Origin of the sequence: Variovorax sp. Root434 (assembly GCF_001426595.1) — a bacterium.
GTDB lineage: Bacteria > Pseudomonadota > Gammaproteobacteria > Burkholderiales > Burkholderiaceae_C > Variovorax.
Genome location: NZ_LMEK01000012.1, coordinates 573653 through 600652 on the forward strand (window position 1 = coordinate 573653; position 27000 = coordinate 600652).

Here is a 27000-nt window from a genome sequence, read left to right on the forward strand (position 1 = left end):
GAGCGAGCGAGGGTATCGGATGACGGCGGGTGTGCGGTGTAGGTTCAGTGCACGAATGCGCCACGCGGCCAGCCGCGTCGGTCAATGAAGCTCGGGCTCATGCGCCAGCTCGAAGAGCTTCGTCACCTCGCGGTTGAATGCCGGCAGGTCGTCGGGCTTGCGGCTCGTCACGAGCGCCTGGTCGACCACGACATCCTTGTCGCTCCACTTCGCTCCGGCGTTCTTCAGGTCGGTGCGCAGCGAAGGCCACGAGGTCATCTTGCGCCCCTTGACGCCGCCCGCCTCGATGAGCGTCCACGGCCCATGGCAGATCGCCGCGATGGGCTTGCCCGCTTCGACGAAGGCGCGCACGAACGCCACGGCCTTCTCGTCGATGCGCAGCGCGTCGGGGTTCATGACGCCACCGGGCAGCAGCAGCGCGTCGAAGTCGCCGGCGTCGGCGCGCTTCAGCGGCACGTCGACCGCGAAGCTGTCGGCAGGCTCATGGTGGTGCCAGCCGCGCACGCTGCCGGCGAGCGGCGAGACGATCTGCGTCTGCGCACCGGCACCGTCGAGCATCTTGCGCGGCTCGGTCATCTCGACCTGCTCGAAGCCGTCCGACACGAGGATGGCGATCTTCATTCCGTCGAGGGAAGAGGAGGTGATGGGCATGAGTGAATCTCCTTCGGGGTTGCATAAAAAAAGCAATGAAGATTCACCCTAGGCCACGCCCACCTCGCCCGCATCGTCCTGCGCCGGCTCCGCCTGTCGGACAGTTCGACGGGCGGCAAACTCCTCTTACGAGTCTCAGGATTTGTTTGCCCGATTCCGCAGGGCAGACATATTTCACCCGAAGGAATCGTCGAGCCCGGGCGCCCTCGGCCCCCGGCCATCTCTAAGGGCTATCCGGTATAGGTCAGGCTGTGGTCAGCCTTTAAGATCGCGGCCTTTTTATCCCCCTCCCGGAGACGTCATGAAGAAACTGTTCGCCCTCGCGGCGATTGCCGCCGCAGCCGCCGGTGTCCACGCCCAGGATTTCCCTGCGGGCAAGACCGTCACGCTGGTGGTGCCTTTCGCGGCCGGCGGCCCGACCGACCGTGTCGCACGCGACCTGGCGGAAGCCATGCAGAAGACGCTCGGCACCACCATCGTGGTGGACAACACCGCGGGCGCGGGCAGCTCCATCGGCACCGCCAAGGTGGCGCGCGCCGCGCCCGATGGCTACACGCTGCTGCTGAACCACATCGGCATGTCGACGATGCCGGCGCTCTACCGCAAGCTGCCCTTCAACGTCGAAAACGACTTCGAGTACCTCGGCATGGTCAACGAAGTGCCGATGACGCTGATCGGCAAGCCCGGCCTGCCTGCCAACAACTACAAGGAACTGACGGCCTGGATCGCCGCCAACAAGGGCAAGATCAACCTCGGCAACGCCGGCCTGGGCGCCGCCTCGCACCTGTGCGGCCTGCTGTTCCAGAGCGCGCTGAAGGTCGAGATGACGCCCGTGCCGTACAAGGGCACGGCCCCGGCCATCGCCGACCTGCTGGGCGGCCAGATCGACCTGCTGTGCGACCAGACCACCAACACCACCTCGCAGATCGAGGCCAAGAAGGTCAAGGCCTATGCCGTGACCACGAGCAAGCGCCTGACCACGCCGGCGCTCAAGGACCTGCCGACGCTCGACGAGTCGGGCCTCAAGGGCTTCGAGGTGACGATCTGGCACGGCGTGTATGCGCCCAAGGGCACGCCCGCGCCGGTGCTGAAGAAGCTCAACGAGGCCATCAAGGCCGCGATGAAGGACCCGGGCTTCATCAAGCGCGAAGAGGCGCTGGGCGCGGTGATCACGACCGACAAGCGCACCGAGCCGGCCGAGCACAAGAAGTTCGTCTCGGCCGAGATCGCCAAGTGGGGTCCGATCATCAAGGCCGCTGGCGTCTACGCCGACTAGCTTTTGCTCGCCCCCAGGCTGCGCGGCACTTCGTGCCCGCTTCGCCTTCCCCCTACCGGGGGCAACACCAGCGGCCCGGCAAAGCCGGTTCCGCGGTGTTCCTGGATTTGAATTCGCAGAAGCCGCCGTACTCTTGAGGACGGCGGCTTTTTTCGTTGCGGCTACTTCGGCCGGATGGCGTCAGCCGTCCCCTGGATGAAGGCCTTGATGCTCTCGATCTCGTCGCCCGAGAGCTTGCCCGTGAAGTCGGGCATGCCGCGCGCCATGGCCGGGCCCTTGAGGATGAACTTGTCGAGGTTCTCGATGTAGGCCGCATCCATGTAGCCCAGGTTGGGGATGTTGCCGCCGCGGTCCACGCCCGGCACACCGTGGCAGAACACGCAGTTGCTCACGTAGAGCATGGTGCCGGCCTGCACTTTCGCGGGGTCGTACTTCACGCCCTGCACCAGCTTGTCCATGCGGTACTGAACGAAGTCCGGCATCTTCGCCGTGCCGCCGACCGCGAAGGTGTAGACCGTGCCGGGACCCTGACGCTCGGTGGCACGCTGCGCCAGGCCGTACACGCCGCCCCAGCCCACCGCGACCGACACGTACTGCTTGCCGTCGACCATGTAGGTCGAGGGCGCCGCCACCACGCCGGTGCCGGTGGGCGTTTCCCACAGCTTCTCGCCCGTCTTCGCGTCGTAGGCCAGCAGGCGGCCGTCGGCCGTGCCCTGGAACACGAGATTGCCCGCGGTGGTGAGGGTGCCGCCGTTCCATGGCGAGGCGTAGTCGACGCCCCACGCTTCCTTCTGCGCGACCGGGTCCCAGGCCACGAGGCGGCCGAAGGGCTTGCTCTTGGGCGGCTCGGCATTGGCGAACTTGCCGAGGTTCCAGCCCATGCCCGAGTGCGGTCGGCCCGGCACGTCCTCGTTGAACTTCCAGTCCTTGTCGTCCATCAGGTTGATCGGCACATGTTGCGCGGGCAGGTAGGCGAAGCCGGTCTGCGGGTTGAACGACATCGGGTGCCAGTTGTGCGCGCCGAACGGCCCCGGAATGGAGTCACCGGGCTTGGTGGTGTCGCGCGCCGCTGCGATCTCGATGGGACGGCCGTTCTTGTCATAGCCCGTGGCCCAGTTCACTTCGACGAAGTTCTTCGCCGAGATGAACTTGCCGTTGGTGCGGTCGATGACGAAGAAGAAGCCGTTCTTCGGTGCATGCAGCAGCACCTTGCGCGGCTTGCCGCCGAGCTTCATGTCGGCCAGGATCATCGACTGCGTGGAGGTGTAGTCCCAGTTGTCGCCCGGCGTCTCCTGGTAGTGCCACACGTACTTGCCGGTGTCGGGGTTGAGCGCCACCACCGAGCCCAGGTACAGGTTGTCGCCGCCCTTGGGACTGCGCGCCTTGTGCGACCAGGGCGAGCCGTTGCCGGTGCCCACGTACATCAGGTTGAGCTCGGGATCGAAGGCGAAGCTGTCCCACGCGGTGCCGCCACCGCCGGCTTCCCAGTACTTGCCCGATGGATCCCAGGTCTTGGCGGCGCGCGCCATCGATTCGTCCTCGAAGGGCTTGCTGGGGTCGCCGGGCACCACGAACCAGCGCCACTTCTGGTCGCCGGTCTTCGCGTCGTAGGCGGTGACGTAGCCGCGCACGCCGTACTCGGCACCGCCGTTGCCGATGATGACCTTGCCCTTGAACACGCGCGGCGCACCGGTGATGGTGTAGCTGCCCTTCTGGCCCTCGATGGTGTTCTTCTCCCAGACCTTCTGGCCGGTGGCCGCGTCGAGCGCAATGAGCCGGCCGTCGTAGGCCGCCACGTAGACCTTGCCTTCGTGGATCGCCACGCCGCGGTTCACCACGTCGCAGCAGCCTTTGAAGCCCTTGGACTTGTCGACCTGCGGATCGAAGGTCCACAGCTTCTGCCCGGTGCGCGTGTCGATGGCGTGCACCACGCTCCACGAGGCGGTGACGTACATGGTGCCGTCCACCACCAGCGGCGTGGCTTCCACGCCGCGCGTCGATTCGAGGTTGTATGACCAGACCAGCCCCAGCTGCTTCACGTTGCCGGCGTTCACCTGGTCGAGCCTGCTGAAGCGCGACTCCGAATAGTCGAGGCCGACGCTGGGCCAGTCGGGCGTCTTCTTCTGCGTCGCGTTGGCGCGGATGAAGCTGCCGTCGACGCGCTTCGTGGCAGCGGCTGCGCGGTCCTGTGCATTCTGGGCCGAGGCCGCGGTCGATGCGCCCAGGCACAGCAAGGCGCCGGCCAGCACGAGCAGCCCGGAGTGTGTTTTTTTCATCGCAGGTCTCCTTTGTCCCTCAAGGATCGTGCGCGCGGGCTCCGGGTTCACCCCCGGGATTTCCCCAGTCCGGCGCTGTTCCATTGCGGAACACATTCAGCGCTGGTCCCGACCCCGACCCCACCCAGGGAGGCAGCGAACCCATGGCCCTCGACAGAATCGGCACGCCGGACGCGCCGCGCCAGCTCTTTGCCAGCACGCCCGCGCAGCGCGTGGCGCTCGCGCGGCAGCAGTTCTTCGAGGAAGGCGTGCGCCCCTCGGGCCTCGTGGGCGAGGCGGTGATCCAGTCGTGGATGCGCTGCAGCCGCACGCACACCGACCGCCAGCGCATCGTGACCTTCGACGCGGTCACGCCGAGCCGCCTGCACGCCACGCTCGCGCGCAGCCGCGAGCTGCTCGATGCGGCGCGTCAGGAGCTGGCGCAGATGGAGCACGCGCTCGCGGGCACCGACTGCCGCGTGATCCTCACCGACCGCGAGGGCGTGGTGGTGCACGTCACGCAGCAGCCCGCCGCCGCGCACCAGCCGGTGCTGCGCAAGACATCGCGCGTGGGCGTGAACATCTCCGAGCGCGTCGTCGGCACCACGGCGCCGGGCATCGTGGCGAGCACCGGGCAGGCTTGCGCGGTCGATGGCGCGGAGCACTACTTCGACGTGCTGGGCCACATGCAGTGCGCGGCGGCGCCGATCCGCGACGTGGCGGGGCAGCTCGCGGGCGTGCTCGACCTCACGGTGGAGGCGCGCCGTTTCGGCTTCGACGCGGCGTCGATGGTAGCGCTCCATGCCACGACCATCGAGAACCGGCTGCTGCAGGCGCAGTCGCGCGACCACCTGATCCTGCGCTTCCAGGCCAGCCCCACGCTGCTGGGCACGCCGCTCGAAGCGCTGGCGGGCGTCGCACCCGACGGCACGATCGCCTGGCTCAACAACGCGGGCGCACGGCTGCTGGGACGGCTGCCCGAGGCGGCGGACGAGCGGGACGTCGAATACCTGCTGGGGCACGACCTCGCGAGCCTGCTGCGGCTCGGGCGGCGCGAGGCGGCGCAGCCGCTGCGGCTGGCGAGCGGGCTGGGCGTGTGGGTGCAGGCACGGTTGAAGGGCGCGGACGGTGCGGATTTCAGGCATGCGGTGGCGATGCCCGGCGAGGCGGCACCGCTGGCCCTCGAGCGGCAGGACGATGCGCGGATGCACGCGCCCGAAGCCCGCGAGCGCGCGGACCCTGGCGAATCTGCGTCTCCTGCGCAGGCGACGCTGCGCGAGCACAGCCGCAAGCTGATCGAGGAAACGCTCGCCGCGCATGGCGGCAATGTGTCGCAGGCGGCGCGGCAGCTGCGCGTGTCGCGCGGCACGCTCTATCGGCGGCTGCACGGCTGGCGCGACAACAACGGCGCAGAAGAAGGCGCGTCGCCGGCCTGATCGATCAGGCGGCGCCGCGCGCCAGCGCACGCGCGCGGCGTGCCTTTGCGTCGGGCTGCAGCGGCCGCAGATATTCGTGCAGCGCCAGCGCGGCCGCGCCCACCGCGGGTGCCAGCGCGCCGTAGCGCGCGGTGCGCAGGTCGGGCGGAGGCATGCCGGCACCGTCGGCGTGGCGCTTCACGCTTTCGAACGCTGCCTGCGCAAAGCCGCGATGGTCGGCGCAGGCCTTGCCGCCAAGCACGATCGCGCGCGGATTGAAGGTAACCCACAGGTTCTGCAGCAGCACGCCGAAGAAGGCCGCGGCGCGCTGCATGTCGGCGCCCTCGCGCTCCAGCACGCGCGAGCCGAAGAAGGCCTCGGCACAGCCGCGCCGGCCGCACGAGCACAACGGCCCGTCGAGTTCGAGGATGGTGTGGCCGATCTCCCCGGCCATGCCCTGCGCGCCGGTGAAAAGCCGATCGTTCAGCACCACGCCGGCGCCCACGCCCACGTCGCAGTTGACAAAAATCAGCGGGTCTTCGCCGTCCTGGCCTTCACTCGCCGCGAACTCGTACTCGCCGAGCGCGGCCGCATCGGCGTCGTTCTGCAGTTGCACGGTGACGCCGGGCAGGCCGACGGCGGCAAAGGCTTTCTCAAGCGCAGGCAGCAGGCTCACGTTGCGCCAGCCGAAGTTGGGCGCGAAGCGGACCACGCCGGTGCAGTCGTCCACTGCGCCCGGCACGCACACGCCGATGCTCGACAGGCGCAGGCCGAGCCGCTCGAGCACCACGTGCGCGGCGGCGGCCATGCGCGCGACCTGCGCGCATGCGCCGGCCGGCGAACCGTCGGTCAACGCATGGGTGTCGGCGTGCAGCACCTCGCCTTGCAGCGACACGCACACGAGGCGCACGGTCTCGACGGCGATCTCCACCCCCATCAGCGCGCGCACGCCGACGTTGATCTGCAGCGGCGTCGAAGGCCGGCCCATGCCGTCGGCCACCGTCGCACCGGCCTCGCTGAGCCAGCCTTCGTCGAGCAGCTCGCGCACCAGCAGGCTGACGGTCGACTTGGTGAGCCCGCTCTCGCTCGCCAGCCGCGCGCGCGACAGGCCGGGCTGCGCGCGCAGCAGCCGCAGCAGCACGCTGCGGTTCATGCGCTTCAACAGTTGCTGGTCGCCGATAGTGGTCACATCAGGAGAGCGCTGCAGTCTCGGCGTGATGGGCCTGCTCTTTGCCCTCTGGCCGCTTGCCGGCAATGATCATCCCGAGCACCTCGTCCTCGGTCACGTCGGTGGTGCGGTAGGTGCCGACCAGCTTGCCGTTCTTCATCACCGCGAGGCGGTCGCTCAGCGAGAACACGTCGGGCATGTCGTGCGTGATCAGGAAGATGCCCACGCCATCGGCCTTGAGCTGCTTCACGAGGCCGCCGACCATCGCGGTTTCTTCCGGGCCGAGCGCGGCGCAGGGCTCGTCCATGATGAGGATGCGCGCATTGAAGTAGAGCGCGCGCGAGATCGCCACCACCTGCCGCTGCCCGCCCGAGAGCCGGCGCACCGGCACGCGGATGTTGGTGAAGTTCCTGTTGAGGCGATGGAACACCTTGCGCGCCTGCACTTCCATGAAGTGGTCGTCGAGCGTGCGCCACGGCGTCATCTTCTCGCGGCCGAGGAAGAGGTTCGACACCGAGTCGAGATTGTCGGCCAGCGCGAGCGTCTGGTAGATGGTCTCGATGCCCTGCGCCTGCGCTTCGGCGGGCGTGCGGATGTGGACCTTCTCGCCCGCGATCAGCGTGTCGCCCGAGTCGATGGGATAGGCGCCCGCGAGCATCTTCATCAGCGTGGACTTGCCGGCGCCGTTGTGGCCCAGCAGCGCGACCACTTCGCCGGGGTAGAGGTTCACGCTCACGCCGTCCACGGCCTTGACGCCGCCGAAGGCCTTGCGGATGTCGCGCAGTTCTACGAGTGGCTTGGAGATATCGATCGTGTCGCTCATTTCGTTGGCTCCGGGGCTTGCTGTCGTTCATTCAGGGCGTGTGCACAGGCCGCCGGGTACTCCCCTCCGCGAATGTCCCCCGGCCTTCGGCCTCCTCCTTTATTTCGCTGCGGGGAGCACCCGGCGCCCTGTGCATCAGGGCACGCTGTTGGTGTGCGGCCGATCAACGACGGCTCTGAACGATCACGTCGGCGGTGGGCTCCTTTTCGCGAAATAAGGGAGGAGCCCGAAGGACGGGGGACATTCGAGAAAAGGAGCACGCCGTCGGCGTGATCGCCCCACGAGGCAAACGCGTTCATTCCTAGTTCTCCCCGAACTTGCGGCGGTACAGAACGTCGAATACCACAGCCACGATCAGCACCTGCCCGATGATGACCATGCGCTTGCCGATCGGCACGTCGAGCAGCAACATGCCGCTGTCGAGCGACTGCATGATCAGCGCGCCCAGCACCGAGCCGAAGATCGAGCCGCTGCCGCCCGCCAGAGCCGTGCCGCCAATCACGGCCGCGGCGATCACGTACAGCTCCATGCCCGTGCCCAGCGAATTGGTGCCCGCGTTGAGCCGCGCGATCGACACGATGGCCGCGACCGTGACCAGCACCGCCAGCAGCGCGAACAGCATCAGCGTGACGCGCTTGACCGGAATGCCCACCAGCGCCGCGGCATCGGGGTTGCCGCCCATCGCGAACACATAGCGCCCGAAGCGCGTGCGGTGCACGATGAACGACAGCACGATCGCCACCACCGCCCAGATCAGCACCGGGATCGGAATGCCCTGCGGCTCGCTCTTCGACGAGATCTGGTAGTTGTTCATGACCCATGCGAAGCCGAACACCACCGCCACCGGCACCGCGGTGATCAGCACGTCGAGCCACAGCGCCTCGGTCGGCATCTCGTAGCGCTGCCGCGCGCGGCGCTTCTGCAGCATGCGCCCGAACAGCACCAGCGCGACCAGCCCCGCGAGCACCCAGCTCGCCGTGACGCCGATGCCGCCGTCGTAGCCGCCGCCCAGGCGCTGGAAGAATTCGTCGTTCACCGGCTGCGTCTTGCCGTCGGCCACGAGGAAGGCCGCGCCGCGGAACGACATCAGCCCGCCGAGGGTGACCACGAACGAGGGCACGCCGAGCACCGCCGTGAGCCAGCCTTGATAGATCGACACGAGCAGTGCCACGGCAAGGCCCGCGAGGCAGGCCGTGGGCCACGACCAGCCCGAGGTGTATTGGAGGTACGCGATCAGCACGCCGACGAAGCCCATCACCGAGCCGACCGACAGGTCGATGTGGCGCGCCACGATGACGAGCACCATCACGGTCGAGACGATGCCGACCACGGCCGTCTGCTGCGCGACGTTGTAGAGGTTTTCGGGCGACAGGAACACGCCGCCCGACATGACGCTGAACACCACCGCCATCACGGCCAGCAGCACGCACATCAGGATCAGCCGCAGGTCGATGCCCGTGCGGCGCCACCAGCCCGGAGTTTCATTGCTCATTTTTGAAGGTGCCCCTTGGAACGGCAGGTGCGCAACCGCGTACCGGCCAGCCCCAGGGGCCGGCCGGACGCCGCGTGGCGCGGATTGGCAGACTCGTTACTTGCAGGCGGCGGGCGCACTCGCACCCGTGGCGCCCTTGCAGAGCTCGTCCTTCTTGATCCAGCCGGCCTTGACGACCACGTCGAGGTTGTCGCGCGTGATCGGCACCGGCGTCAGCAGGCGCGAGGACAGCGAGATCTTCTTGGCGCCGCCGGCCCACGGGGCGGCCTTGTCGACCGGCTTGCCGGCGGCCAGCGCCATGGCGGCGGAGGCGGCTTCGCGGCCGAGTTCGCGCGAATCCTTCCAGACGGTGGCGGTCTGCGTGCCCAGCGCAATGCGGTTGAGCGCCGCGAAGTCGGCGTCCTGGCCCGACACCGGGATGCCGCGCAGGCCCTTGGCGGTGAGCGCCGCCACCGCGCCGCCGGCCGTGCCGTCGTTGGCCGCGACCACCGCGTCGACCTTGTTGCCGTTCTTGGTGAGCATCTGCTCCATGTTCTTCTGCGCGACGTCGGGCTTCCAGCCGTCGGTGTATTCGTCGCCGACGATCTTGATGTCGCCCTTCTTGATCGCGGCGTCCAGCACTTCCTGCTGGCCGGCGCGCAGGAAGTCGGCGTTCGGGTCGCTGGGCGAGCCCTTGATGATCACGTAGTTGCCCTTGGGCTTGACCTTGAAGACTTCGCGCGCCTCCATGCGGCCGACCTCGACGTTGTCGAAGGTGATGTAGAACACGCCCGGCGCCTCGATCAGGCGGTCGTAGGCCACCACGGGCACTTTCTGGCGCGTGGCCTTGGTGATGGCGGGCAGGATGGCGTCCTTGTCCATCGCCAGCACGATGAGCGCCTTGGCGCCCTTCGACATCAGGCCCTCGATGTCGCCCAACTGCTTCTCGGGCGAGCCGCCCGCATCGGCACTGATGTACTTGGCGCCGAGCTTCTCGAGCTGGGCCTTGATGGCGGCCTCGTCGGTCTTCCAGCGTTCTTCCTGGAAGTTGGACCAGCTCACGCCGACCACGGTTTGCGCCAGGGCGCCCACGGCCGTGAAACCGAAGGCCATGGCGGCCAGGGTGTGTTTCAGTTGCATCGATGTCTCTCCAGTGTTGGTGCGCCCCGCAGGAACCGGCGGTAAGAAATTAGTTAGTTTGAAGGGCGAACTAACTATCCCATCGGGGCGAGACTCTGGGCATCCGGGAATTCCCGAAGCGCCATGCGGGGGAAGGCGCACGCGAAAAAGGCCGGGAGGTCCCGGCCTTTTCGCGAACTCGCGCCGCTTCAGGCGGCGAAGCCACCGTCGATGTTCAGGCTGGCGCCAGTCACGAACGCGGCTTCCGGGCTGGCCAGGTAGCCGACCATGCCGGCGATCTCTTCGGGGCGGGCGTGGCGGGCGAGCGCCATCAGGCCGTGCATGGCGGCGGCGTTGGGGCCGTCGACCGGGTTCATGTCGGTGTTGACCGGACCCGGCTGCACGTTGTTGACCGTGATGCCGCGCGGACCGAGGTCGCGCGACAGGCCCTGCACCAGGCCGACCAGCGCCGACTTGCTCATGGCATAGGCGCTGCCGCCGGGCCAGGGCATGCGCTCGGCGTTGGTGCTGCCGATGTTGATGATGCGGCCGCCGTCGCCCATGTGGCGCGAGGCCGCCTTGGCCGCGACGAACACGGCGCGCACGTTGACGTTGAGCGTCTTGTCGAAGTCCTCGAGCGAGAAGTCGTCGAGGGTGCCGCCGAGGAACACGCCGGCGTTGTTCACGAGGATGTCGATCTTGCCGAGCGCGCGGGCCGCTTCGTCGATGCCGGCGGTGAGCGCGGCGGCATCGGCGCTGTCGATCTTCAGCGCAAGGGCGCGGCCGCCTTCGGACTGGATGCTGCGCACCAGTTCGTCGGCCGGGGCGCTGGAACTGGCGTAGCTGAAGGCCACGGCGGCGCCGTCGCGCACCAGCCGGCGCACGATGGCGGCGCCAATGCCGCGCGAACCGCCGGTGACGAATGCGACCTTGCCGGCCAGGACAGGAGAAGAAGAAGCAGTGTTGGAGGCCATGATTTTTCCGATCAGGTGGAGGAGGAAGGCCTTCAGTGTCGGCAATTCATTCCTGGGACGGTAGCCGTCAATCGGCGCAATCAAATTCAACCCGGAGTTGAAGATGGGAATGACAATGCGGCCATGGAACCGCTCAGTCACCTCGAATCCTTCGTGCAAAGCGCCGAGGGCGGCAGCTTCTCGGCGGCGGCCCGGCGCCTGGGGCTGACGCCGGCGGCCGTGAGCAAGAATGTTGCACGGCTCGAAGCGCGGCTGGGCGTGCGGCTGTTCCAGCGCAGCACGCGCCGCCTCACGCTGACCGAGGGCGGCGAGCGCTTCCTGGCGCAGATCGGCGGCGCGCTCGCCACGCTGCAGGAGGCGGTGGCCGGCATCGACAAGGACGACGGCCAGCCCGCCGGCACGCTGAAGGTGAGCATGGGCCAGGCCTTCGGGCGCGAGCACGTGCTGCCGATGATGGGCGACTTCCTCGCGCGCTACCCGGCCATCCTGCCGGACTGGCATTTCGACAACCACCAGGTGGACCTGGTGGGCGAAGGCTTCGACGCGGCCATCGGCGGCGGCATCGAACTCTCGGCCGGGCTGATAGCGCGGGAGCTGGCGCGCATCCACGTGGTGGCCGTGGCATCGCCGCGCTACATGGAGGGGCGCGAGCGGCCCCGGCATCCCTCGGACCTGGCGGCGCTCGACACGCTGCTGCGCCGCTCCTCGCCCACGGGCCGGCTGCGCGGCTGGACGCTGCGGCATGCGCGCGGCGAAGAGGCCACGGTGGAACTGCCCCGGCCGCGCGCGATCTTCAACGACCCCGAGGCCATCGCGCATGCGGCGCTGATGGGTCTGGGCGTGGCGATGCTGCCGATGCCCTTCGTGGAGCGCGGCCTGCGCAGCGGCGAGCTGCTGCGGCTGCTGCCCGACTGGCACCAGGATGCGGGCGCGGTGTGGCTGTACTACCCGAGCAAGAAGCTGCTGCCGCCGAAGACGCGCGTGTTCATCGACTTCGTGCTCGAACGTTTTCTCGACGAGCGGTTTGCGCAGCGGATGCAGGTGGCCTGAGCGGCCTGCCAGCTCACGGGGTTTTCACCCGCGACGTGCGCGGCGCGCGCCTGTACAAACGCGCGCATGACTTCTTTCTTCTGCTCTTCCTTCCGGACCCATCGCCGCACCGCGCTGGCCGCTTCCGTCGCCACCGCCCTCACGCTGATGGCCGCTCCTTCATGGGCCCAAGGCACCTGGCCGACCAAGCCCGTACGCATCGTCGTGCCCTTCGCGGCCGGCGGCACCACCGACATCCTGGCGCGCGCCGTCGCACCTGAGCTGTCGAAGGCTTTCGGCCAGCAGTTCATCGTGGACAACCGCGCGGGCGCGGGCGGCAACGTGGGCGCCGAACTCGTGGCGCGCGCGCCGAACGACGGCTACACGCTGCTGATGGGCACGGTGGGCACGCACGGCATCAACCGCGCGCTGTACCCCAAGCTGCCCTTCGACCCGATCAAGGACTTCGCCCCGATCACGCTGGTGGCCGCCGTGCCGAACGTGATGGAGATGAACGCCGACAAGGCGAAGACGCTGAACATCCACAACGTGCAGGACTTCATCAAGTACGCCAAGGCCAACCCGGGCAAGCTCAACATGGCGTCGAGCGGCAGCGGCACGTCGATCCATCTCGCCGGCGAGCTGTTCAAGAGCATGACTGGCACGTTCATGGCCCACATCCCGTACAAGGGCTCCGGCCCGGCGCTGCTGGACATGGTGGGCGGCAACGCCGACGTGATGTTCGACAACCTGCCCTCGTCGATGGCGCAGATCAAGGCCGGCAAGCTCACCGCGCTGGCCGTGACGAGCGCGCAGCGTTCGCCCGCGCTGCCGGACATTCCGACGGTGGCTGAAGCGGGAGGCCCGTCGCTCAAGGGCTATGAGGCAAGCTCGTGGTTCGGGCTGTTGGCCCCGGCCGGAACCTCACCGGAGATCGTGAACCGCATCCAGCAGGAAGTGGCCAAGTCGCTGAGCACGCCGGCCATCAAGGAAAAGATGCTCGCGCAGGGCGCGATCCCGAGCGGAAATTCACCCGCCGATTTCACGAAGCTCATTGCGAGCGAGCACGTGAAGTGGGCCAAGGTGGTGAAGGACTCCGGCGCGAAAGTTGACTGACCCCCAGGCTTCGCGCACTTCGTGTCGCTGACGCCAACCCCTTGCAGGGGGCAACGCCTGCGGCCCGGCAGAGCCGGTTCCGCGGCGTCTCGCGACTGGGACCGTTCGATCAGGTCTTCCAGGTCACGTCTTTTTTCTCGGCCAGCGAATCCTTCAGCATATGCAGCAGAGGGATCGCGCGCTGGTGCAGCCCGACATGCTGCTTCTCGGCCTCGCTGGCGTGGCCTTCGACGGCGTAATCGTCGTTGTTGTGGGCGTTGGCGGCCTCGCGCGCCAGCGCGGCTTCGAGGGCCGCAATGGCGCCCGGAATTTGCTCGACCGTGATGATGCCTTGCGGTGCAACCGACTTGCCGACGATGTCGAACAACTGCCGGGCATGCACTTCGAGCATCACGAAGTCGGGAGAGGCTCGGGACTGGAATCGATAGAGCATGGTGTTCTCACTCACTTGTAGATGTAGTCACGGGCAAAAGGGTACACCGATTGCGCGCCGCGCAGAACGCCGTGTTCGACCTTGCCGTCTGGCTTGGTGGACAGCATCTGGTGCAGCGAGATCCAACCCTGCTCGAAGCTCATGGCCGAGCCCGCGAGGTACAGGCGATAGGCCCGCAGGATGCGCTCGGCGTTGTCGCTCTGGCGGCCGCCGCTGCGCTGCAGCACCTCGCGCGCCGCATCGAGCTGTGCCTCGAGCGCATCCGACCAAGCCCATAGCGTGCGCGCGTAGTGCGGGCGCAGGCTCTCGGTGTCGACCATCTCCAGGCCGGCCGCGGCCGTCTCGCGCAGCACATGCGTCACGTGCAGCAGCTCGCCGCCGGGGAAGATGTACTTCTCGATGAAGTCGCCCATGCCGGCGCCGAGCTGGCGGTAGTTGAGTTCGCCCGAGGTGATGCCGTGGTTCATCACCAGCCCACCCGGCTTCAGCAGCGAATGGATCTTGCGGAAGTAGGTTGGCATGTTGGCCGCGCCCACATGCTCGAACATGCCGACCGAGGAAATCTTGTCGAAAGGCTGGTCGACCGACAGCTCGCGGTAGTCGCGCAGTTCGACGCGCACGCGGCCCTGCAGGCCCTTTTCCGCGATCAGCCGCTGCACGTACGCGTGCTGATTCTTCGACAGCGTGATGCCGGTGGCGTCCACGCCGTAATGCTCGGCCGCCCACAGCAGCAACGCGCCCCAGCCCGAGCCGATGTCGAGATAGCGCTCGCCCGGCTGCAGCATGAGCTTGCGGCAGATGTGGTCGAGCTTGGCTTCCTGCGCCTGCGCCAGCGTGAGATCGGGCGTACGGAAGTACGCACATGAATAGACCCGGCGCGGGTCGAGCCACAGCGCGTAGAAGTCGTCGGACACGTCGTAGTGGAACTCGATCTGGGCCGCGTCCTTGCGCAGCGAGTGCGAGCCGTGCGACTTGGCCATGTGCTGCAGGCGGCTCCACCAGCCGGTGTCGGTTTCGGCCGGGTTGCCGGGCAGCATGCCGACGGTGGCGTCGATCAGGTCGCGCATGGCGCCCTCGATCTGCACCTTGCCCTCGACGTACGCCTCGCCGATGGCGCCCACCTGCCGCGCTGCCAGCTTGGCGAGCACCGCCCACTCCTTGAAGGCCAGCGTGACACGGGCTCCCGCCTGGACAACGCGCCGGCCATCGGGCAGTTCCAGCGCGATGGGGACAGGCAGCGAAGCCAGCTGCGACTCGATCTTGGGTATCAAGTTTTGCATGGAGCCCATGGTATTGATTTTTCAAAGTTTTTGCATGACTGCCCTTGTCGGCCGAAGCCGCGACCCGCGCGCCGGATGGTCGTTACGAATCGGCATTGACAGCAAATCGTTTATGTCTAAACTATTGAACCATGAACAGCCTCAGCACGGTCAAACCCGCTCCCGCCTCGGACCTCCAACGCATCCTGTGCATCGGCGGCGGGCCGGCGGGCCTGTACTTCGCCCTGTTGATGAAGGCGCGCAACCCCGCGCTGCAGATCACGGTGGTGGAACGCAACCGCCCCTTCGACACCTTCGGCTGGGGCGTGGTGCTGAGCGACCAGACGCTGGGCAACCTGCGCGCGGCCGATGCGCCAACCGCGGCGCTGATCGGCAACGAGTTCCATCACTGGGACGACATTCAGGTCTTCTTCAAGGGCCGCCAGGTGCGCTCGGGCGGCCACGGCTTCTGCGGCATCGGCCGCAAGCGGCTGCTGAACATCCTGCAGGAGCGCTGCCTGGCACTGGGCGTCGACCTCGTGTTCGAAACCGACGCCACGGACGACCAGGCGATCGCCGCCAAGTACAACGCCGACCTGGTTATTGCCAGCGACGGCCTCAACAGCCGCATCCGCCAGCGCTACGCCGACGTGTTCAAGCCCGACATCGACCTGCGCAACTGCCGCTTCGTGTGGCTGGGCACGCACCAGACCTTCGACGCCTTCACCTTCGCCTTCGAACAGACCGAGCACGGCTGGTTCCAGGCCCATGCCTACCAGTTCGACGACAAGACCTCGACCTTCATCGTGGAGACGCCCGAGGCCGTGTGGAAGGCCCACGGCCTCGACCAAATGGAGCAGCCGGAGGCCATCGCCTTCTGCGAGAAGCTGTTCGCCAAGTACCTGGGCGGCCACCCGCTCATCAGCAACGCCACGCACCTGCGCGGCTCGGCCAACTGGATCCGCTTTCCGCGCGTGGTGTGCGAGCGCTGGACGCACCGCATCGACGTCGAAGGCCGCTCGGTGCCCGTGGTGCTGATGGGCGACGCCGCGCACACGGCGCACTTCTCGATCGGTTCGGGCACCAAGCTCGCACTCGAGGACGCGATCGACCTGGCCAACGAGTTCGCGCAGGGCGGCACGGTCGACCATGTGCTCGAAGGCTACGAGGCGCGCCGCAGCGTCGAGGTGCTGAAGATCCAGAACGCCGCGCGCAACTCCACCGAGTGGTTCGAGAACGTGCCGCGCTACACGGGCATGCAGATCGAGCAGTTCGCCTACTCGCTGCTCACGCGTTCGCAGCGCATCAGCCACGAGAACCTGCGCGTGCGCGACACGCAATGGCTCGGCGGCTACGAGCAGTGGCTCGCAGGCGGCAAGGCGATGGCGCCGATGCTCATGCCGTACAAGGTGCGCGGGCTCACGCTGAAGAACCGCATCCTCGTGTCGCCGATGGCCACCTACAGCGCGGTCGACGGTGTGCCGCAAGACTTCCTGCTGGTGCACTTGGGCGCCCGCGCGCTCGGCGGCGCCGCGATGGTGTTCGTCGAGATGACGAGCCCGACGCCCGAAGGCCGCATCACGCCGGCGTGCACGGGCCTGTACAACGACGCGCAGCAGGCCGCATTCAAGCGCATCGTCGATTTCGTGCACACGCAGTCGAGCGCGAAGATCGCGATGCAACTCGGCCACAGCGGCCCCAAGGGCTCGACCCGCGTGGGCTGGGAAGGCACCGACGAACCGCTCGAAAGCGGCAACTGGCCGGTGCTCGGCGCGAGTGCCGTGCCTTACGGCGAGCAGAACCAGTTGCCCGCGGCGATCACCCGCACCGAGATGGACACGCTGCGCGAGCAGTTCGTAGCCTCCACCCGCCGCGCCGCCGAATGCGGCTTCGACTGGCTCGAGCTGCACTGCGCGCACGGCTACCTGCTGTCGGCCTTCATCAGCCCGCTCACCAACCTGCGCACCGACGAATACGGCGGCGACATCGAGGCGCGCTGCCGCTACCCACTCGAAGTGTTCCGCGCCGTGCGCGCTGTGTGGCCCGCGGACAAACCGATGAGCGTGCGCATCTCCGCGCACGACTGGGCGCCCGGCGGCAACACCGATGCCGATGCGATCGTGGTCGCGCGTCTTTTCAAGGAAGCCGGCGCCGATTTCATCGACGTGTCGTCGGGCCAGACCACGCGCGCCGCGAAGCCGGTGTACGGGCGCATGTACCAGACGCCGTTCTCGGACCGCATCCGCAACGAGGTCGGTATCTCGACCATCGCCGTGGGCGCCATCACCGATGCCGACCAGGCCAACAGCATCATTGCCGCCGGCCGCGCCGACCTCTGCGCCGTGGCCCGCCCACACCTCGCCGACCCCGCGTGGACGCTGCACGAGGCCGCCAAACTGCAGAGCCGCGACGTCGATTGGCCCAAGCAATACCTGAGCGGCCGCGACCAGATGTACCGCGAGATCGCGAAGCAGCAGCAGATGGCCGCGGCTGCGGTGACGGCACAGAACAACGAGGAGACGCACTGACATGGACCTCGAAGCCCGCGCGCACAGCGAACACCCCGAGGCGCTGCGGCTCTGGCTGCGGCTCCTGACCTGCACCCAGCTCATCGAGAAGCAGGTGCGCAACGAACTGCGCTCCCAGTTCGCCACCACGCTGCCACGCTTCGACCTGATGTCGCAGCTCGAGCGCTCGCCCGACGGGCTGAAGATGAACGAGCTCTCGCGCCGCATGATGGTGACGGGCGGCAACGTGACCGGCATCACCGACCAGCTCGTGGCCGAAGGACTGGTCGAGCGGATCAACGTCGAGGGCGACCGGCGCGCGTGGCGCGTGCGGCTCACCGCGCGCGGGCGAAAGCTCTTCAACGAGATGGCGCAGCAGCATGAAGACTGGATCGTCGAGGCCTTCGCGGGCCTCAGCGGCAAGGAGATCGCGCAGCTCCACAAGCTGCTCGGCAAGGTCAAGCAACACTCACACAACCAACTATTGATGGCGGAGACCGAATGAAGCACTACATCGGCGCAGGCAACCCCATGCGCGCGCAATTCGAGGCGAAGGCGGCCTACAAGGCCGAACACTTCGCGTGGAGTTTTGAAGCCGGTGTCGGCACCATCACGCTGAACCGGCCCGAGCGCAAGAACCCGCTGACCTTCGACTCGTACGCCGAACTGCGCAATCTGTTCCGCGCACTGGCCTACGCCACCGACGTGAAGGTGATCGTCGTGACCGGCGCGGGCGGCAACTTCTGCTCGGGCGGCGACGTGCACGAGATCATCGGCCCGCTGACCGGCATGCGCATGCCCGAGCTGCTGGAGTTCACGCGCATGACGGGCGACCTGGTGAAGGCGATCCGCGCCTGCCCGCAACCGATCGTCGGCGCCATCGACGGCGTGTGCGCCGGTGCCGGCGCGATGATCGCGCTGGCCTGCGACCTGCGTTATGGCTCGCCGGCCACGCGCACCGCATTCCTCTTCACGCGAGTTGGACTTGCCGGTGCAGACATGGGCGCCTGTGCACTGCTGCCGCGCGTGATCGGCCAGGGCCGTGCGTCGGAACTGCTGTTCACCGGCCGCGCCATGACCGCGCAGGAAGGCCATGCCTGGGGCTTCTTCAACGCCCTGCACGAAAGCGATGCGTTGCTCGAAGCCGCCACCAAGGTGGCGCGCGACTTGGCCGAGGGCCCGACCTTCGCGCATGGCATGACCAAGACCATGCTGTCGCAGGAATGGTCCATGACCATCGATCAAGCCATCGAGGCCGAGGCGCAGGCGCAAGCGATCTGCATGCAGACCGAAGACTTCAAGCGGGCGTACGAGGCCTTCGCGGCCAAGCGCAAACCCGTGTTCGGCGGAGATTGACGCGATGATGACCAAAGCACCCGCACCGCCGTCGACCGCGCACCTCGCGCTGCCGTTCTTCGACGATGCACATCGCGCACTGGCCGATGGCCTGTTGCCCTGGGCCGCCGCACAGGAAGTGGACGAGCGCGATGACCGCGCGGCGTGCCGGGACTGGGTGAAGCGGCTCGGCGACGGCGGCTGGCTGCGCTATGCCGTGCCCGGCAGCGCTGGCGGTGCGCTCGAGCGCCTCGACTCGCGCGCACTCGTGCTGCTGCGCGAGACGCTCGCCTTCCATTCGCCGCTCGCCGACTTTGCCTTCGCCATGCAGGGCCTCGGCAGCGGTGCGATCACGCTCGCCGGCACGCCAGAACAGCATGCAAGCTACCTGACGGCCGTGGCGAAGGGCAGCAAGATCGCGGCCTTCGCGCTCAGCGAACCCGAGGCAGGCTCCGACGTGGGTGCAATGGCCATGCGCGCCGAAGCGACCGCCGACGGCTGGCGCCTGAATGGCGAGAAGACCTGGATCAGCAACGGTGGCATCGCCGATTTCTACTGCGTGTTCGCGAAGACCGATCCCACGGGCGGCACGCGCGGCATCACGGCCTTCATCGTCGACGCGACGGCGCCCGGTCTCGACACCTCCGCGCACATCGACGTGATGGCACCGCATCCGCTCGCCACGCTGCGCTTCGAGAACTGCATCGTGCCGCGCACGGCGCAGCTCGGCGAACTCAACGGCGGCTTCAAGCTCGCGATGCGCACGCTCGACATCTTCCGCGCCTCAGTGGCGGCGGCAGCGCTCGGCATGGGTCGCCGCGCACTGGCCGAAGCCATCTCGCATTCGAAGAACCGGCGCATGTTCGGCCAGACGCTCGCCGACTTCCAGCTCACGCAGGCCAAGCTCGGCGAGATGGCCGCGCTGATCGACAGCGCGGCGCTGCTCACCTACCGCGCCGCATGGATGCGCGATGACGCCGAGCAGCGCGGCGCGCCTGCGGTCGGCGATGTGTCGGCCGCTGCCGCGATGGCCAAGATGTGCGCCACCGAGAACGCCAGCCGCGTGATCGACATGGCACTGCAGATGCACGGCGGCCTCGGCGTGAAGGTTGGCACGAAGATTGAGAGCCTCTACCGCGACATCCGCTCGCTGCGCATCTACGAAGGCGCGACGGAGGTTCAACAACTGATCATTGGCAAATCCGTTCTGCGGGGATAAACACCGTGTCTGCCCAAGTCGACCGCTTCGTTCACGACCGCCTGCCGCCCGCCGAGCAGCTGCCCGTCTTTCGCTACGACCTGCCCGAGCTGCAGTTGCCCGACCAGCTGAACCTGGTCGAGGAACTGCTCGACAAGGCTGCGGCGAAGGGCTTCGGCGACAAGCCGATGCTGCGTTCACCGCAGGGTACGCTGACATATGCGCAGGCCGCCATCGAGGTCAACCGCATCGCGCAGGTGCTGACCGAAGATCTCGGACTCGTGCCGGGAAATCGCGTGCTGCTGCGCGGCGGCAACTCGGTGGCCATGGCGCTGTCGTGGCTCGCGGTGGTGAAGGCCGGACTGATCGCGGTGGCGACGATGCCGCTGCTGCGCGCAAAGGAGCTGGGCGACATCATCGAGAAGGCGCAGCCCGTTGCTGCGCTGTGCGATGGCCGCCTGCTCGACGAACTCGCGATCGCGCAGCGCGAGCACCCCGTGCTGGCCACGGTGATCGCATTCAACAAGCCCGATGCGCCGGACTCGCTCTCCGCGCGCGCAGCGAAGAAGAGCGGCGTGTTCACGGCCTGCCCCACGGCTTCCGACGACATCGCGCTGCTGGCCTTCACCTCGGGCACCACGGGCAAGCCCAAGGCGCCCGTCACCACGCACCGCGACGTGCTCGCGATGTGCGAGACCTGGCCGCGCCATGTGCTGCGCGCGCGCAGCGACGACATTGTGATCGGCTCGCCGCCGCTGGCTTTCACCTTCGGGCTCGGCGGGCTGCTCGTGTTCCCGATGTGGGCCGGCGCTTCGGTGTACTTTGCCGACGCGCCGTTCACGCCCGAAGGGCTGGTGAAGCTCATCAACGAGGTGGGCGCGACGATCTGCTACACGGCGCCGACCTTCTATCGCCAGATGGCGCCCTTCGTGAAGCAGCACGGCATGCCCAGCCTGCGCATCAGCGTGAGTGCCGGCGAGGCGTTGCCCGACGCCACACGCCAGCTGTGGAAGGAAGCCACCGGCATCGAGATGCTCGACGGCATCGGCGGCACCGAGGTGTTCCACATCTACATCTCCGCCGCGGGCGCCGACGTACGCCGCGGCGCGGTGGGCAAGGTGGTTCCCGGCTTCACCGCCAAGGTGGTGGACGACGCGGGGAATGAAGTGCCGCACGGCACGGTCGGCAAGCTCGCGCTGCAAGGCCCCGTGGGCTGCCGCTATCTCGACGATCCGCGCCAGGCCGGCTACGTGAAGAACGGCTGGAACTACCCGGGCGATTCTTTCGTGCAGGACGACGACGGCTATTTCTTCTACCAGGCGCGCGCCGACGACATGATCATCACGGCCGGCTACAACGTCGGCGGGCCGGAGGTCGAAGACGCGCTGCTCAAGCACCCGGCGGTTGCCGAGTGCGGCGTGATCGGCAAGCCCGACGCCGACCGCGGCATGATCGTGAAGGCATTCTGCGTGCTCAAGCCGGGGCACGAAGGCGACGCGGCCCTCGTGAAGGCGCTGCAGGACCATGTGAAAGCGACGATCGCACCGTTCAAGTACCCACGGGAGATCGAGTTCGTCGCGGTGCTGCCGCGCACCGAAACCGGCAAGCTCCAGCGATTCAAACTGAGACAACTCAACACCAAACCATGATCAACAAACTCCTGCAGCCTGAAGGCTGGCTGCCTCCCAAGGGCTATGCAAACGGTGTCGCTGCACGCGGCACGATGCTGTTCGTCGGCGGCCAGATCGGCTGGAATGCACAACAGCAGTTCGAGTCGGACGACTTCATCGAGCAATGCGGCCAGGCGCTGCGCAACATCGCCGAGGTGCTGCGTGCAGGCGGCGCGGGTCCCGAGCACATGGTGCGCATGACCTGGTACGTGACGGACCGCGACGAATACAGCCGCCGGCTCTCCGAGCTCGGGCCCGTCTATCGCGACGCGATGGGCCGCAACTTCCCGGCCATGACCTGCGTGCAGGTGGCGGCGCTGGTCGAGCATCGCGCCAAGGTGGAAATCGAAGTCACGGCAGTCATTCCCGATTGATCGGGCGGCAGCGGCAGCGCTGCACGCACCGGCAAAGGCCGGCGGAAATAGAAATGCCCTCTTCGCGAGGGCATTTTTTTCTTCAATTCATCGACAAAAGAAAAAGGCCCTTTGAAATTCAAAGGGCCTTTTAAATTGGTTGCGCGAGCAAGATTTGAACTTGCGACCTTTGGGTTATGAGCCCAACGAGCTACCAGGCTGCTCCATCGCGCGGCAAGATGGAATTATAGCTTATTCTGCAGCGCTTTGCTCGGCTGCTTCTTCTTTAATTTCAGGACGGTCGACCAGTTCGACGAGTGCCATCGGAGCATTGTCGCCCACGCGGAAACCCATCTTCAGGATGCGGGTGTAGCCGCCCGGACGCGCTGCGAAACGCGGGCCGAGTTCGCCGAACAGCTTGACGACGCTGTCGCGGCTGCGCAGGCGGTCGAAGGCCAGGCGCTTGTTGGCGAGCGTGGGCTTCTTGGCGAGCGTGATCATGGGCTCGATGACGCGGCGCAGTTCCTTGGCCTTGGGGACCGTGGTCTTGATGACTTCGTGCTCGATGAGCGAATTCATCATGTTCTGCAGCATCGCAAGGCGGTGCGAGCTGGTGCGGTTGAGTTTGCGGAGTCCGTGTCCGTGACGCATGGTGCTTTCCTTTACTTTATAAAAACAGGCAGCCGTATCAGGTACTGCCCGGTGCACTGGCCCTTTCAGGGGCCAAATTCAAAAATTCAAATCAACGCTTGTCGAGGCCGGCCGGCGGCCAGCTTTCGAGCTTCATGCCCAAGGTCAGGCCGCGCGAGGCGAGCACTTCCTTGATTTCGTTGAGCGACTTGCGACCCAGGTTCGGGGTCTTGAGCAGCTCGTTTTCGGTGCGCTGGATCAGATCACCGATGTAGTAGATGTTTTCGGCCTTCAGGCAGTTGGCCGAACGCACCGTCAGTTCGAGTTCGTCGACAGGGCGCAGCAGGATCGGATCGAATTGCTGTGCGCTGCGCGGTGCGGGTGCATCGAATGCAGCGAGTTCGCCACCTTCGAGCTGTGCAAACACGGCGAGCTGTTCAACCAGGATTTTAGCCGAAGCGCGCACGGCGTCTTCGGCGGTGATCGCACCGTTGGTTTCGATTTCGACCAGCAGCTTGTCCAGGTCGGTACGCTGTTCAACGCGGGCGCTTTCGACCGTGTAGCTCACGCGCTTGACGGGCGAGAACGAGGCGTCGAGGACGATGCGGCCAATCGACTTGGTCGGCTCGTCGGCGTAGCGGCGCATCGTGCCGGGCACGTAGCCGCGACCCTTTTCAACCTTGATCTGCATGTCGAGCTTGCCGCCTTGCGACAGGTGCGCGATCACGTGGTCGGGGTTGATGATCTCGACGTCGTGCGGGGTCTGGATGTCCGATGCGAGGACCGGGCCTTCGCCGTCCTTGCGCAGGCTCAGCGTGACTTCGTCGCGGTTGTGGAGCTTGAACACCACGCCCTTGAGATTCAGCAGGATGTTGACGACATCTTCCTGCACGCCGTCGATCGACGAGTACTCATGCAGAACGCCGGCGATCGTGACTTCGGTGGCCGAGTAGCCCACCATGGACGACAACAGAACGCGACGCAGCGCGTTGCCGAGCGTGTGGCCATAGCCGCGCTCGAAAGGCTCGAGCGTCACCTTGGCCTTGTTGGCAGCAAGTTGCTCGACCTGGATGGTCTTGGGTTTCAGCAGGGTGGTTTGCATGCAGACTTCCTCTCAATACCCCCGGCTCGTTACACCGGTAAGGCTGGTGAAGCACCTGATCCGCGACGAAGCGCGGAGCAGGAACGTGAACAACAATATCAATCTCCCGCCGGCGCGAATGCGCCAAGGCGGGTAGAAAAAATCAACGCGAATACAGTTCGACGATCAGCGATTCGTTGATGTCGGCTGCGAATTCGTCGCGATCGGGCACCTTCTTGAACGTGCCTTCGGCCTTGTCGGCGTTCACGTCGACCCAAGCCGGAATACCGACTTGCTGGGCGAGTTGCAGCGCTTCGACAATGCGGTTCTGCTTCTTCGACTTGTCGCGCACGGCAATCACGTCACCGGTCTTGACCAGGTACGACGGGATGTTGACCGACTGACCGTTCACCGTGATCGCCTTGTGCGACACGAGCTGACGCGCTTCGGCGCGGGTCGAGCCGAAGCCCATGCGGTAGACGACGTTGTCCAGGCGCGATTCGAGGATGAACAGCAGGTTGGCGCCGGTGTTGCCACGGCGACGATCGGCTTCTTCGAAGTAGCGGCGGAATTGCTTTTCGAGCACGCCGTACATGCGCTTGACTTTCTGCTTTTCACGCAGTTGCAGGCCGTAGTCGGAAGTGCGCTGACCCGAGGTACGACCGTGCTGGCCGGGCTTGGAGTCGAACTTGGCCTTGTCCTGGATCGAACGGCGGGCGCTCTTCAGGAACAGGTCGGTGCCTTCACGGCGGGAAAGTTTGGCCTTGGGGCCGAGGTAACGTGCCACGATTCTTCCTTTGTGTATCTGCCGCAGTTGCCTGCGGGAGCCACTTGCGAAACGCGAGTGGCGGTGGGCTTAGATAAAAAACAAATGCGCAGCCGCTATTCAAAGCCGGCTGCGCCTTGCGGACTGACGATCAGATGCGGCGACGCTTCTGGGGACGGCAGCCGTTGTGCGGAACGGGCGTCACGTCGGCGATGGAATTGATCCGGATGCCGAGCGCAGCCAGTGCGCGCACCGACGATTCGCGACCGGGGCCCGGGCCCTTGATCTCGACGTCGAGGTTCTTGATACCTTGTTCGACAGCAGCACGGCCGGCCACTTCGGAAGCGACCTGCGCAGCGAACGGGGTCGACTTGCGCGAGCCCTTGAAGCCCTGGCCACCCGACGAAGCCCACGACAGGGCGTTGCCCTGGCGATCGGTGATCGTGATGATGGTGTTGTTGAACGAGGCATGCACGTGGGCGATGCCGTCCGCAACGTTCTTGCGAACCTTCTTGCGAACGCGCTGTGCGGCGTTGTTTGCAGGTGCTTTAGCCATGCTTGTCTATCCTTATTTCTTCAGGGACTGCGCTGCCTTGCGCGGACCCTTGCGGGTGCGGGCATTGGTGCGCGTGCGCTGGCCGCGCATCGGCAGGCCGCGACGGTGACGGAAGCCGCGATAGCAGCCGATGTCCATCAAACGCTTGATGTTCATCGTCGTCTCGCGACGCAGATCGCCTTCGATGGTGAACAGAGCGATCTGGTCGCGGATCTTCTCGAGATCGGCGTCGGTCAGATCCTTGATCTTCTTCGAATATTCGATGCCGCTCGCTTCGCAGATCTGACGGGCGCGGGTGCGACCGATGCCGAAGATGGCGGTCAGGCCGATTTCAGCGTGCTTGTGCGGCGGAATGTTGATGCCAGCAATACGTGCCATGTGCGTCCTCTAATACTCTTCAATCAACCCTGGCGCTGCTTGTGGCGCGGGTCGGTGCAAATCACACGCACCACACCTTTACGGCGGATGACCTTGCAATTACGGCAGATGGTTTTGACCGAAGCCGAAACTCTCATTTCATTCTCCTAAAACTGTTTAACGTGGCGGTCTACCGCCCGGACTCAATACTGCAACACAGCCCTACGATGTCTTGAAGTTCGCCTTCTTCAGCAGCGATTCGTACTGCTGGGACATCATGTAGTTTTGCACCTGGGCCATGAAGTCCATCGTGACGACCACGATGATCAGCAGGGAGGTACCACCGAAGTAGAACGGCACGTTGTACTTCAGGATCAGGAACTCGGGCAGCAGGCAGACGAAGGTGATATACACCGCGCCGGCCAGCGTCAGGCGAACCAGAATCTTGTCGATATAGCGAGCGGTCTGGTCACCCGGGCGAATGCCAGGAATGAATGCACCACTCTTCTTCAGGTTGTCGGCCGTTTCCTTGCTGTTGAACACGAGTGCCGTGTAGAAGAAGCAGAAGAAAACGATCGCGGCGGCGTACAGCAGCACGTAGATCGGCTCSCCCGGACGCAGTGCGCCGGCAACGTCCTTGATCCAGCGGAAACCGCCTTCACCGGTGCTGAACCAGCCAACCACCGTTGCGGGCAGCAGGATGATCGACGAAGCGAAGATCGGTGGAATCACACCGGCCATGTTCAGCTTCAAGGGCAGGTGCGACGATTGGCCGCCATAGACCTTGTTGCCGACCTGGCGCCGCGCATAGTTCACGAGGATCTTGCGCTGGCCGCGTTCGACGAACACCACGAAGTAGGTCACCAGAACCACAACCGCGATGATGAAGAGCGCAATGATCGGGTTCATCGCACCGGTCGTCACCAGCGAAGCCAGGCCGCCGATGGCGTTGGGCAAACCGGCCGCGATACCTGCAAAGATCAGGATCGAGATGCCGTTGCCCAGGCCGCGTTCGGTGATCTGCTCGCCGAGCCACATCAGGAACATCGAACCTGCCGTCAGGCTCACCATGGCGGTCAGGCGGAAGCCGAAACCGGGGGCGATGACCAGACCGGCCGACGATTCGAGTGCAACTGCGATGCTGAACGACTGGAACAGTGCCAGACCCAGCGCGCCGTAGCGCGTGTACTGCGTGATCTTGCGGCGGCCGGCCTCACCTTCCTTCTTCAATTGCTCGAAGGTCGGAAGCACGTAGGTCATCAGCTGCATGATGATCGACGCCGAGATGTACGGCATGATCCCCAACGCGAACACGGTGAAGCGCGACAGCGCACCGCCCGAGAACATGTTGAACAGGCTCAGAATGCCGCCCTGCTGGCCCTGGAACAACGCCGCCAGCTGGTCCGGGTTGATACCCGGCACAGGAATGTGCGCGCCAATCCGGTAGACCACGAGCGCGAGCAGCAAAAAGACGAGCCGACGACGGAGGTCGCCGAACTTGCCTGTTTTTGCGATCGTTGCCGCGTTAGTTGCCACGAAGAACTTCTTTCAGTCCGAT

26 protein-coding genes and 1 tRNA gene are annotated in these 27000 nt (G+C 66.2%); 10 read left to right on the top strand and 17 right to left on the bottom strand.

Annotated elements, in window-relative coordinates; all coding sequences use genetic code 11:
- Positions 1-81: 81 nt before the first annotated feature.
- Positions 82-651, bottom strand: a complete 570-nt coding sequence (locus ASD05_RS13235) for a type 1 glutamine amidotransferase domain-containing protein (protein ID WP_056592768.1) — start codon at positions 649-651, stop codon at positions 82-84.
- Between the two features lie 301 nt (positions 652-952).
- Between ASD05_RS13235 and ASD05_RS13240 the strand changes: the two genes are divergently transcribed.
- Complete coding sequence (locus ASD05_RS13240; RefSeq protein ID WP_056592772.1) at positions 953-1927, top strand: tripartite tricarboxylate transporter substrate-binding protein; 975 nt, start codon at positions 953-955, stop codon at positions 1925-1927.
- A gap of 161 nt (positions 1928-2088) precedes the next feature.
- Here ASD05_RS13240 and ASD05_RS13245 read toward each other — a convergent pair whose 3' ends face one another.
- Positions 2089-4203 (bottom strand): PQQ-dependent dehydrogenase, methanol/ethanol family, encoded by a 2115-nt coding sequence (locus ASD05_RS13245; RefSeq protein WP_056592776.1) that lies wholly within the window; start codon positions 4201-4203, stop codon positions 2089-2091.
- A 143-nt stretch (positions 4204-4346) separates the two neighbouring features.
- Between ASD05_RS13245 and ASD05_RS13250 the strand changes: the two genes are divergently transcribed.
- The gene (locus ASD05_RS13250) at positions 4347-5618 is read left to right on the top strand and encodes a helix-turn-helix domain-containing protein (protein ID WP_056594361.1); all 1272 of its coding nucleotides are present in this window, start codon (positions 4347-4349) and stop codon (positions 5616-5618) included.
- A gap of 4 nt (positions 5619-5622) precedes the next feature.
- On the opposite strand, the gene ASD05_RS13255 is transcribed toward ASD05_RS13250, so the two are convergent.
- From ASD05_RS13255 to ASD05_RS13275, 5 genes are all read right to left on the bottom strand, one after another.
- Positions 5623-6786, bottom strand: a complete 1164-nt coding sequence (locus ASD05_RS13255; RefSeq protein WP_056592779.1) for an ROK family transcriptional regulator — start codon at positions 6784-6786, stop codon at positions 5623-5625.
- Position 6787: 1 nt separating this feature from the next.
- Positions 6788-7588, bottom strand: coding sequence for an ATP-binding cassette domain-containing protein (locus ASD05_RS13260; RefSeq protein ID WP_056592781.1), 801 nt, complete (start codon positions 7586-7588; stop codon positions 6788-6790).
- 301 nt (positions 7589-7889) lie between these two features.
- Complete coding sequence (locus ASD05_RS13265; protein ID WP_007830539.1) at positions 7890-9080, bottom strand: sugar ABC transporter permease; 1191 nt, start codon at positions 9078-9080, stop codon at positions 7890-7892.
- Positions 9081-9176: 96 nt separating this feature from the next.
- On the bottom strand, positions 9177-10199 hold the full coding sequence (gene xylF / locus ASD05_RS13270) for a D-xylose ABC transporter substrate-binding protein (RefSeq protein WP_056592784.1): 1023 nt from the start codon (positions 10197-10199) through the stop codon (positions 9177-9179).
- Positions 10200-10387: 188 nt separating this feature from the next.
- Positions 10388-11152, bottom strand: coding sequence for an SDR family oxidoreductase (locus ASD05_RS13275; protein ID WP_056594363.1), 765 nt, complete (start codon positions 11150-11152; stop codon positions 10388-10390).
- 123 nt (positions 11153-11275) lie between these two features.
- Between ASD05_RS13275 and ASD05_RS13280 the strand changes: the two genes are divergently transcribed.
- On the top strand, positions 11276-12202 hold the full coding sequence (locus ASD05_RS13280) for a LysR family transcriptional regulator (protein WP_056592787.1): 927 nt from the start codon (positions 11276-11278) through the stop codon (positions 12200-12202).
- A 66-nt stretch (positions 12203-12268) separates the two neighbouring features.
- A complete protein-coding gene (locus ASD05_RS13285; protein ID WP_056592790.1) occupies positions 12269-13297 on the top strand; it encodes a Bug family tripartite tricarboxylate transporter substrate binding protein in 1029 nt (342 codons plus the stop codon).
- Positions 13298-13406: 109 nt separating this feature from the next.
- Here the strand turns inward: ASD05_RS13285 and ASD05_RS13290 are convergent, their stop codons facing one another.
- Together ASD05_RS13290 and ASD05_RS13295 are read right to left on the bottom strand one after the other, a co-directional pair.
- Positions 13407-13730, bottom strand: coding sequence for a DUF1840 domain-containing protein (locus ASD05_RS13290; protein WP_056592792.1), 324 nt, complete (start codon positions 13728-13730; stop codon positions 13407-13409).
- A gap of 11 nt (positions 13731-13741) precedes the next feature.
- Positions 13742-15010 (bottom strand): SAM-dependent methyltransferase, encoded by a 1269-nt coding sequence (locus ASD05_RS13295; RefSeq protein ID WP_056594366.1) that lies wholly within the window; start codon positions 15008-15010, stop codon positions 13742-13744.
- A 131-nt stretch (positions 15011-15141) separates the two neighbouring features.
- Here ASD05_RS13295 and ASD05_RS13300 point away from each other — a divergent pair, with 131 nt between their 5' ends.
- From ASD05_RS13300 to ASD05_RS13325, 6 genes are read left to right on the top strand one after another with little or no spacing between them, the layout of a single operon-like run.
- Positions 15142-17517 (top strand): bifunctional salicylyl-CoA 5-hydroxylase/oxidoreductase, encoded by a 2376-nt coding sequence (locus ASD05_RS13300; protein ID WP_056592795.1) that lies wholly within the window; start codon positions 15142-15144, stop codon positions 17515-17517.
- Between the two features lies 1 nt (position 17518).
- Entirely contained in the window at positions 17519-18001 is a 483-nt protein-coding gene (locus ASD05_RS13305) for a MarR family winged helix-turn-helix transcriptional regulator (RefSeq protein WP_009124835.1), read from the top strand.
- Positions 17998-18852, top strand: a complete 855-nt coding sequence (locus tag ASD05_RS13310) for an enoyl-CoA hydratase family protein (protein ID WP_056592798.1) — start codon at positions 17998-18000, stop codon at positions 18850-18852. The genes ASD05_RS13305 and ASD05_RS13310 overlap by 4 nt, the downstream gene beginning before the upstream one ends.
- A 4-nt stretch (positions 18853-18856) precedes the next feature.
- Positions 18857-20050, top strand: coding sequence for an acyl-CoA dehydrogenase family protein (locus ASD05_RS13315; protein ID WP_056592800.1), 1194 nt, complete (start codon positions 18857-18859; stop codon positions 20048-20050).
- Positions 20051-20055: 5 nt separating this feature from the next.
- Positions 20056-21678, top strand: coding sequence for an AMP-binding protein (locus tag ASD05_RS13320; RefSeq protein WP_056592804.1), 1623 nt, complete (start codon positions 20056-20058; stop codon positions 21676-21678).
- A complete protein-coding gene (locus ASD05_RS13325) occupies positions 21675-22073 on the top strand; it encodes a RidA family protein (protein ID WP_009124829.1) in 399 nt (132 codons plus the stop codon). Before ASD05_RS13320 ends, ASD05_RS13325 begins: the two co-directional genes overlap by 4 nt.
- Positions 22074-22209: 136 nt before the next feature.
- Here ASD05_RS13325 and ASD05_RS13330 read toward each other — a convergent pair.
- The 8 genes from ASD05_RS13330 to secY all read right to left on the bottom strand — a co-directional run bounded on the left by ASD05_RS13330 (position 22210) and on the right by secY (position 26978).
- Positions 22210-22286 (bottom strand) — tRNA-Met (locus ASD05_RS13330).
- 18 nt (positions 22287-22304) lie between these two features.
- On the bottom strand, positions 22305-22703 hold the full coding sequence (gene rplQ / locus ASD05_RS13335; RefSeq protein ID WP_056592806.1) for a 50S ribosomal protein L17: 399 nt from the start codon (positions 22701-22703) through the stop codon (positions 22305-22307).
- A 91-nt stretch (positions 22704-22794) separates the two neighbouring features.
- The gene (locus tag ASD05_RS13340; protein WP_009124827.1) at positions 22795-23784 is read right to left on the bottom strand and encodes a DNA-directed RNA polymerase subunit alpha; all 990 of its coding nucleotides are present in this window, start codon (positions 23782-23784) and stop codon (positions 22795-22797) included.
- Positions 23785-23926: 142 nt separating this feature from the next.
- Positions 23927-24550 (bottom strand): 30S ribosomal protein S4, encoded by a 624-nt coding sequence (gene rpsD / locus ASD05_RS13345; RefSeq protein WP_009124826.1) that lies wholly within the window; start codon positions 24548-24550, stop codon positions 23927-23929.
- Between the two features lie 130 nt (positions 24551-24680).
- Complete coding sequence (gene rpsK / locus ASD05_RS13350; RefSeq protein ID WP_009124825.1) at positions 24681-25085, bottom strand: 30S ribosomal protein S11; 405 nt, start codon at positions 25083-25085, stop codon at positions 24681-24683.
- A gap of 12 nt (positions 25086-25097) precedes the next feature.
- On the bottom strand, positions 25098-25463 hold the full coding sequence (gene rpsM / locus ASD05_RS13355; protein WP_013544105.1) for a 30S ribosomal protein S13: 366 nt from the start codon (positions 25461-25463) through the stop codon (positions 25098-25100).
- 23 nt (positions 25464-25486) lie between these two features.
- Complete coding sequence (rpmJ, locus tag ASD05_RS29465; protein ID WP_013544106.1) at positions 25487-25600, bottom strand: 50S ribosomal protein L36; 114 nt, start codon at positions 25598-25600, stop codon at positions 25487-25489.
- Between the two features lie 64 nt (positions 25601-25664).
- Positions 25665-26978 carry a preprotein translocase subunit SecY gene (gene secY / locus ASD05_RS13360; protein ID WP_009124822.1) on the bottom strand — a complete coding sequence of 438 codons (1314 nt, stop codon included), beginning with the start codon at positions 26976-26978 and terminating at the stop codon, positions 25665-25667.
- Between the last annotated feature and the right edge of the window lie 22 nt (positions 26979-27000).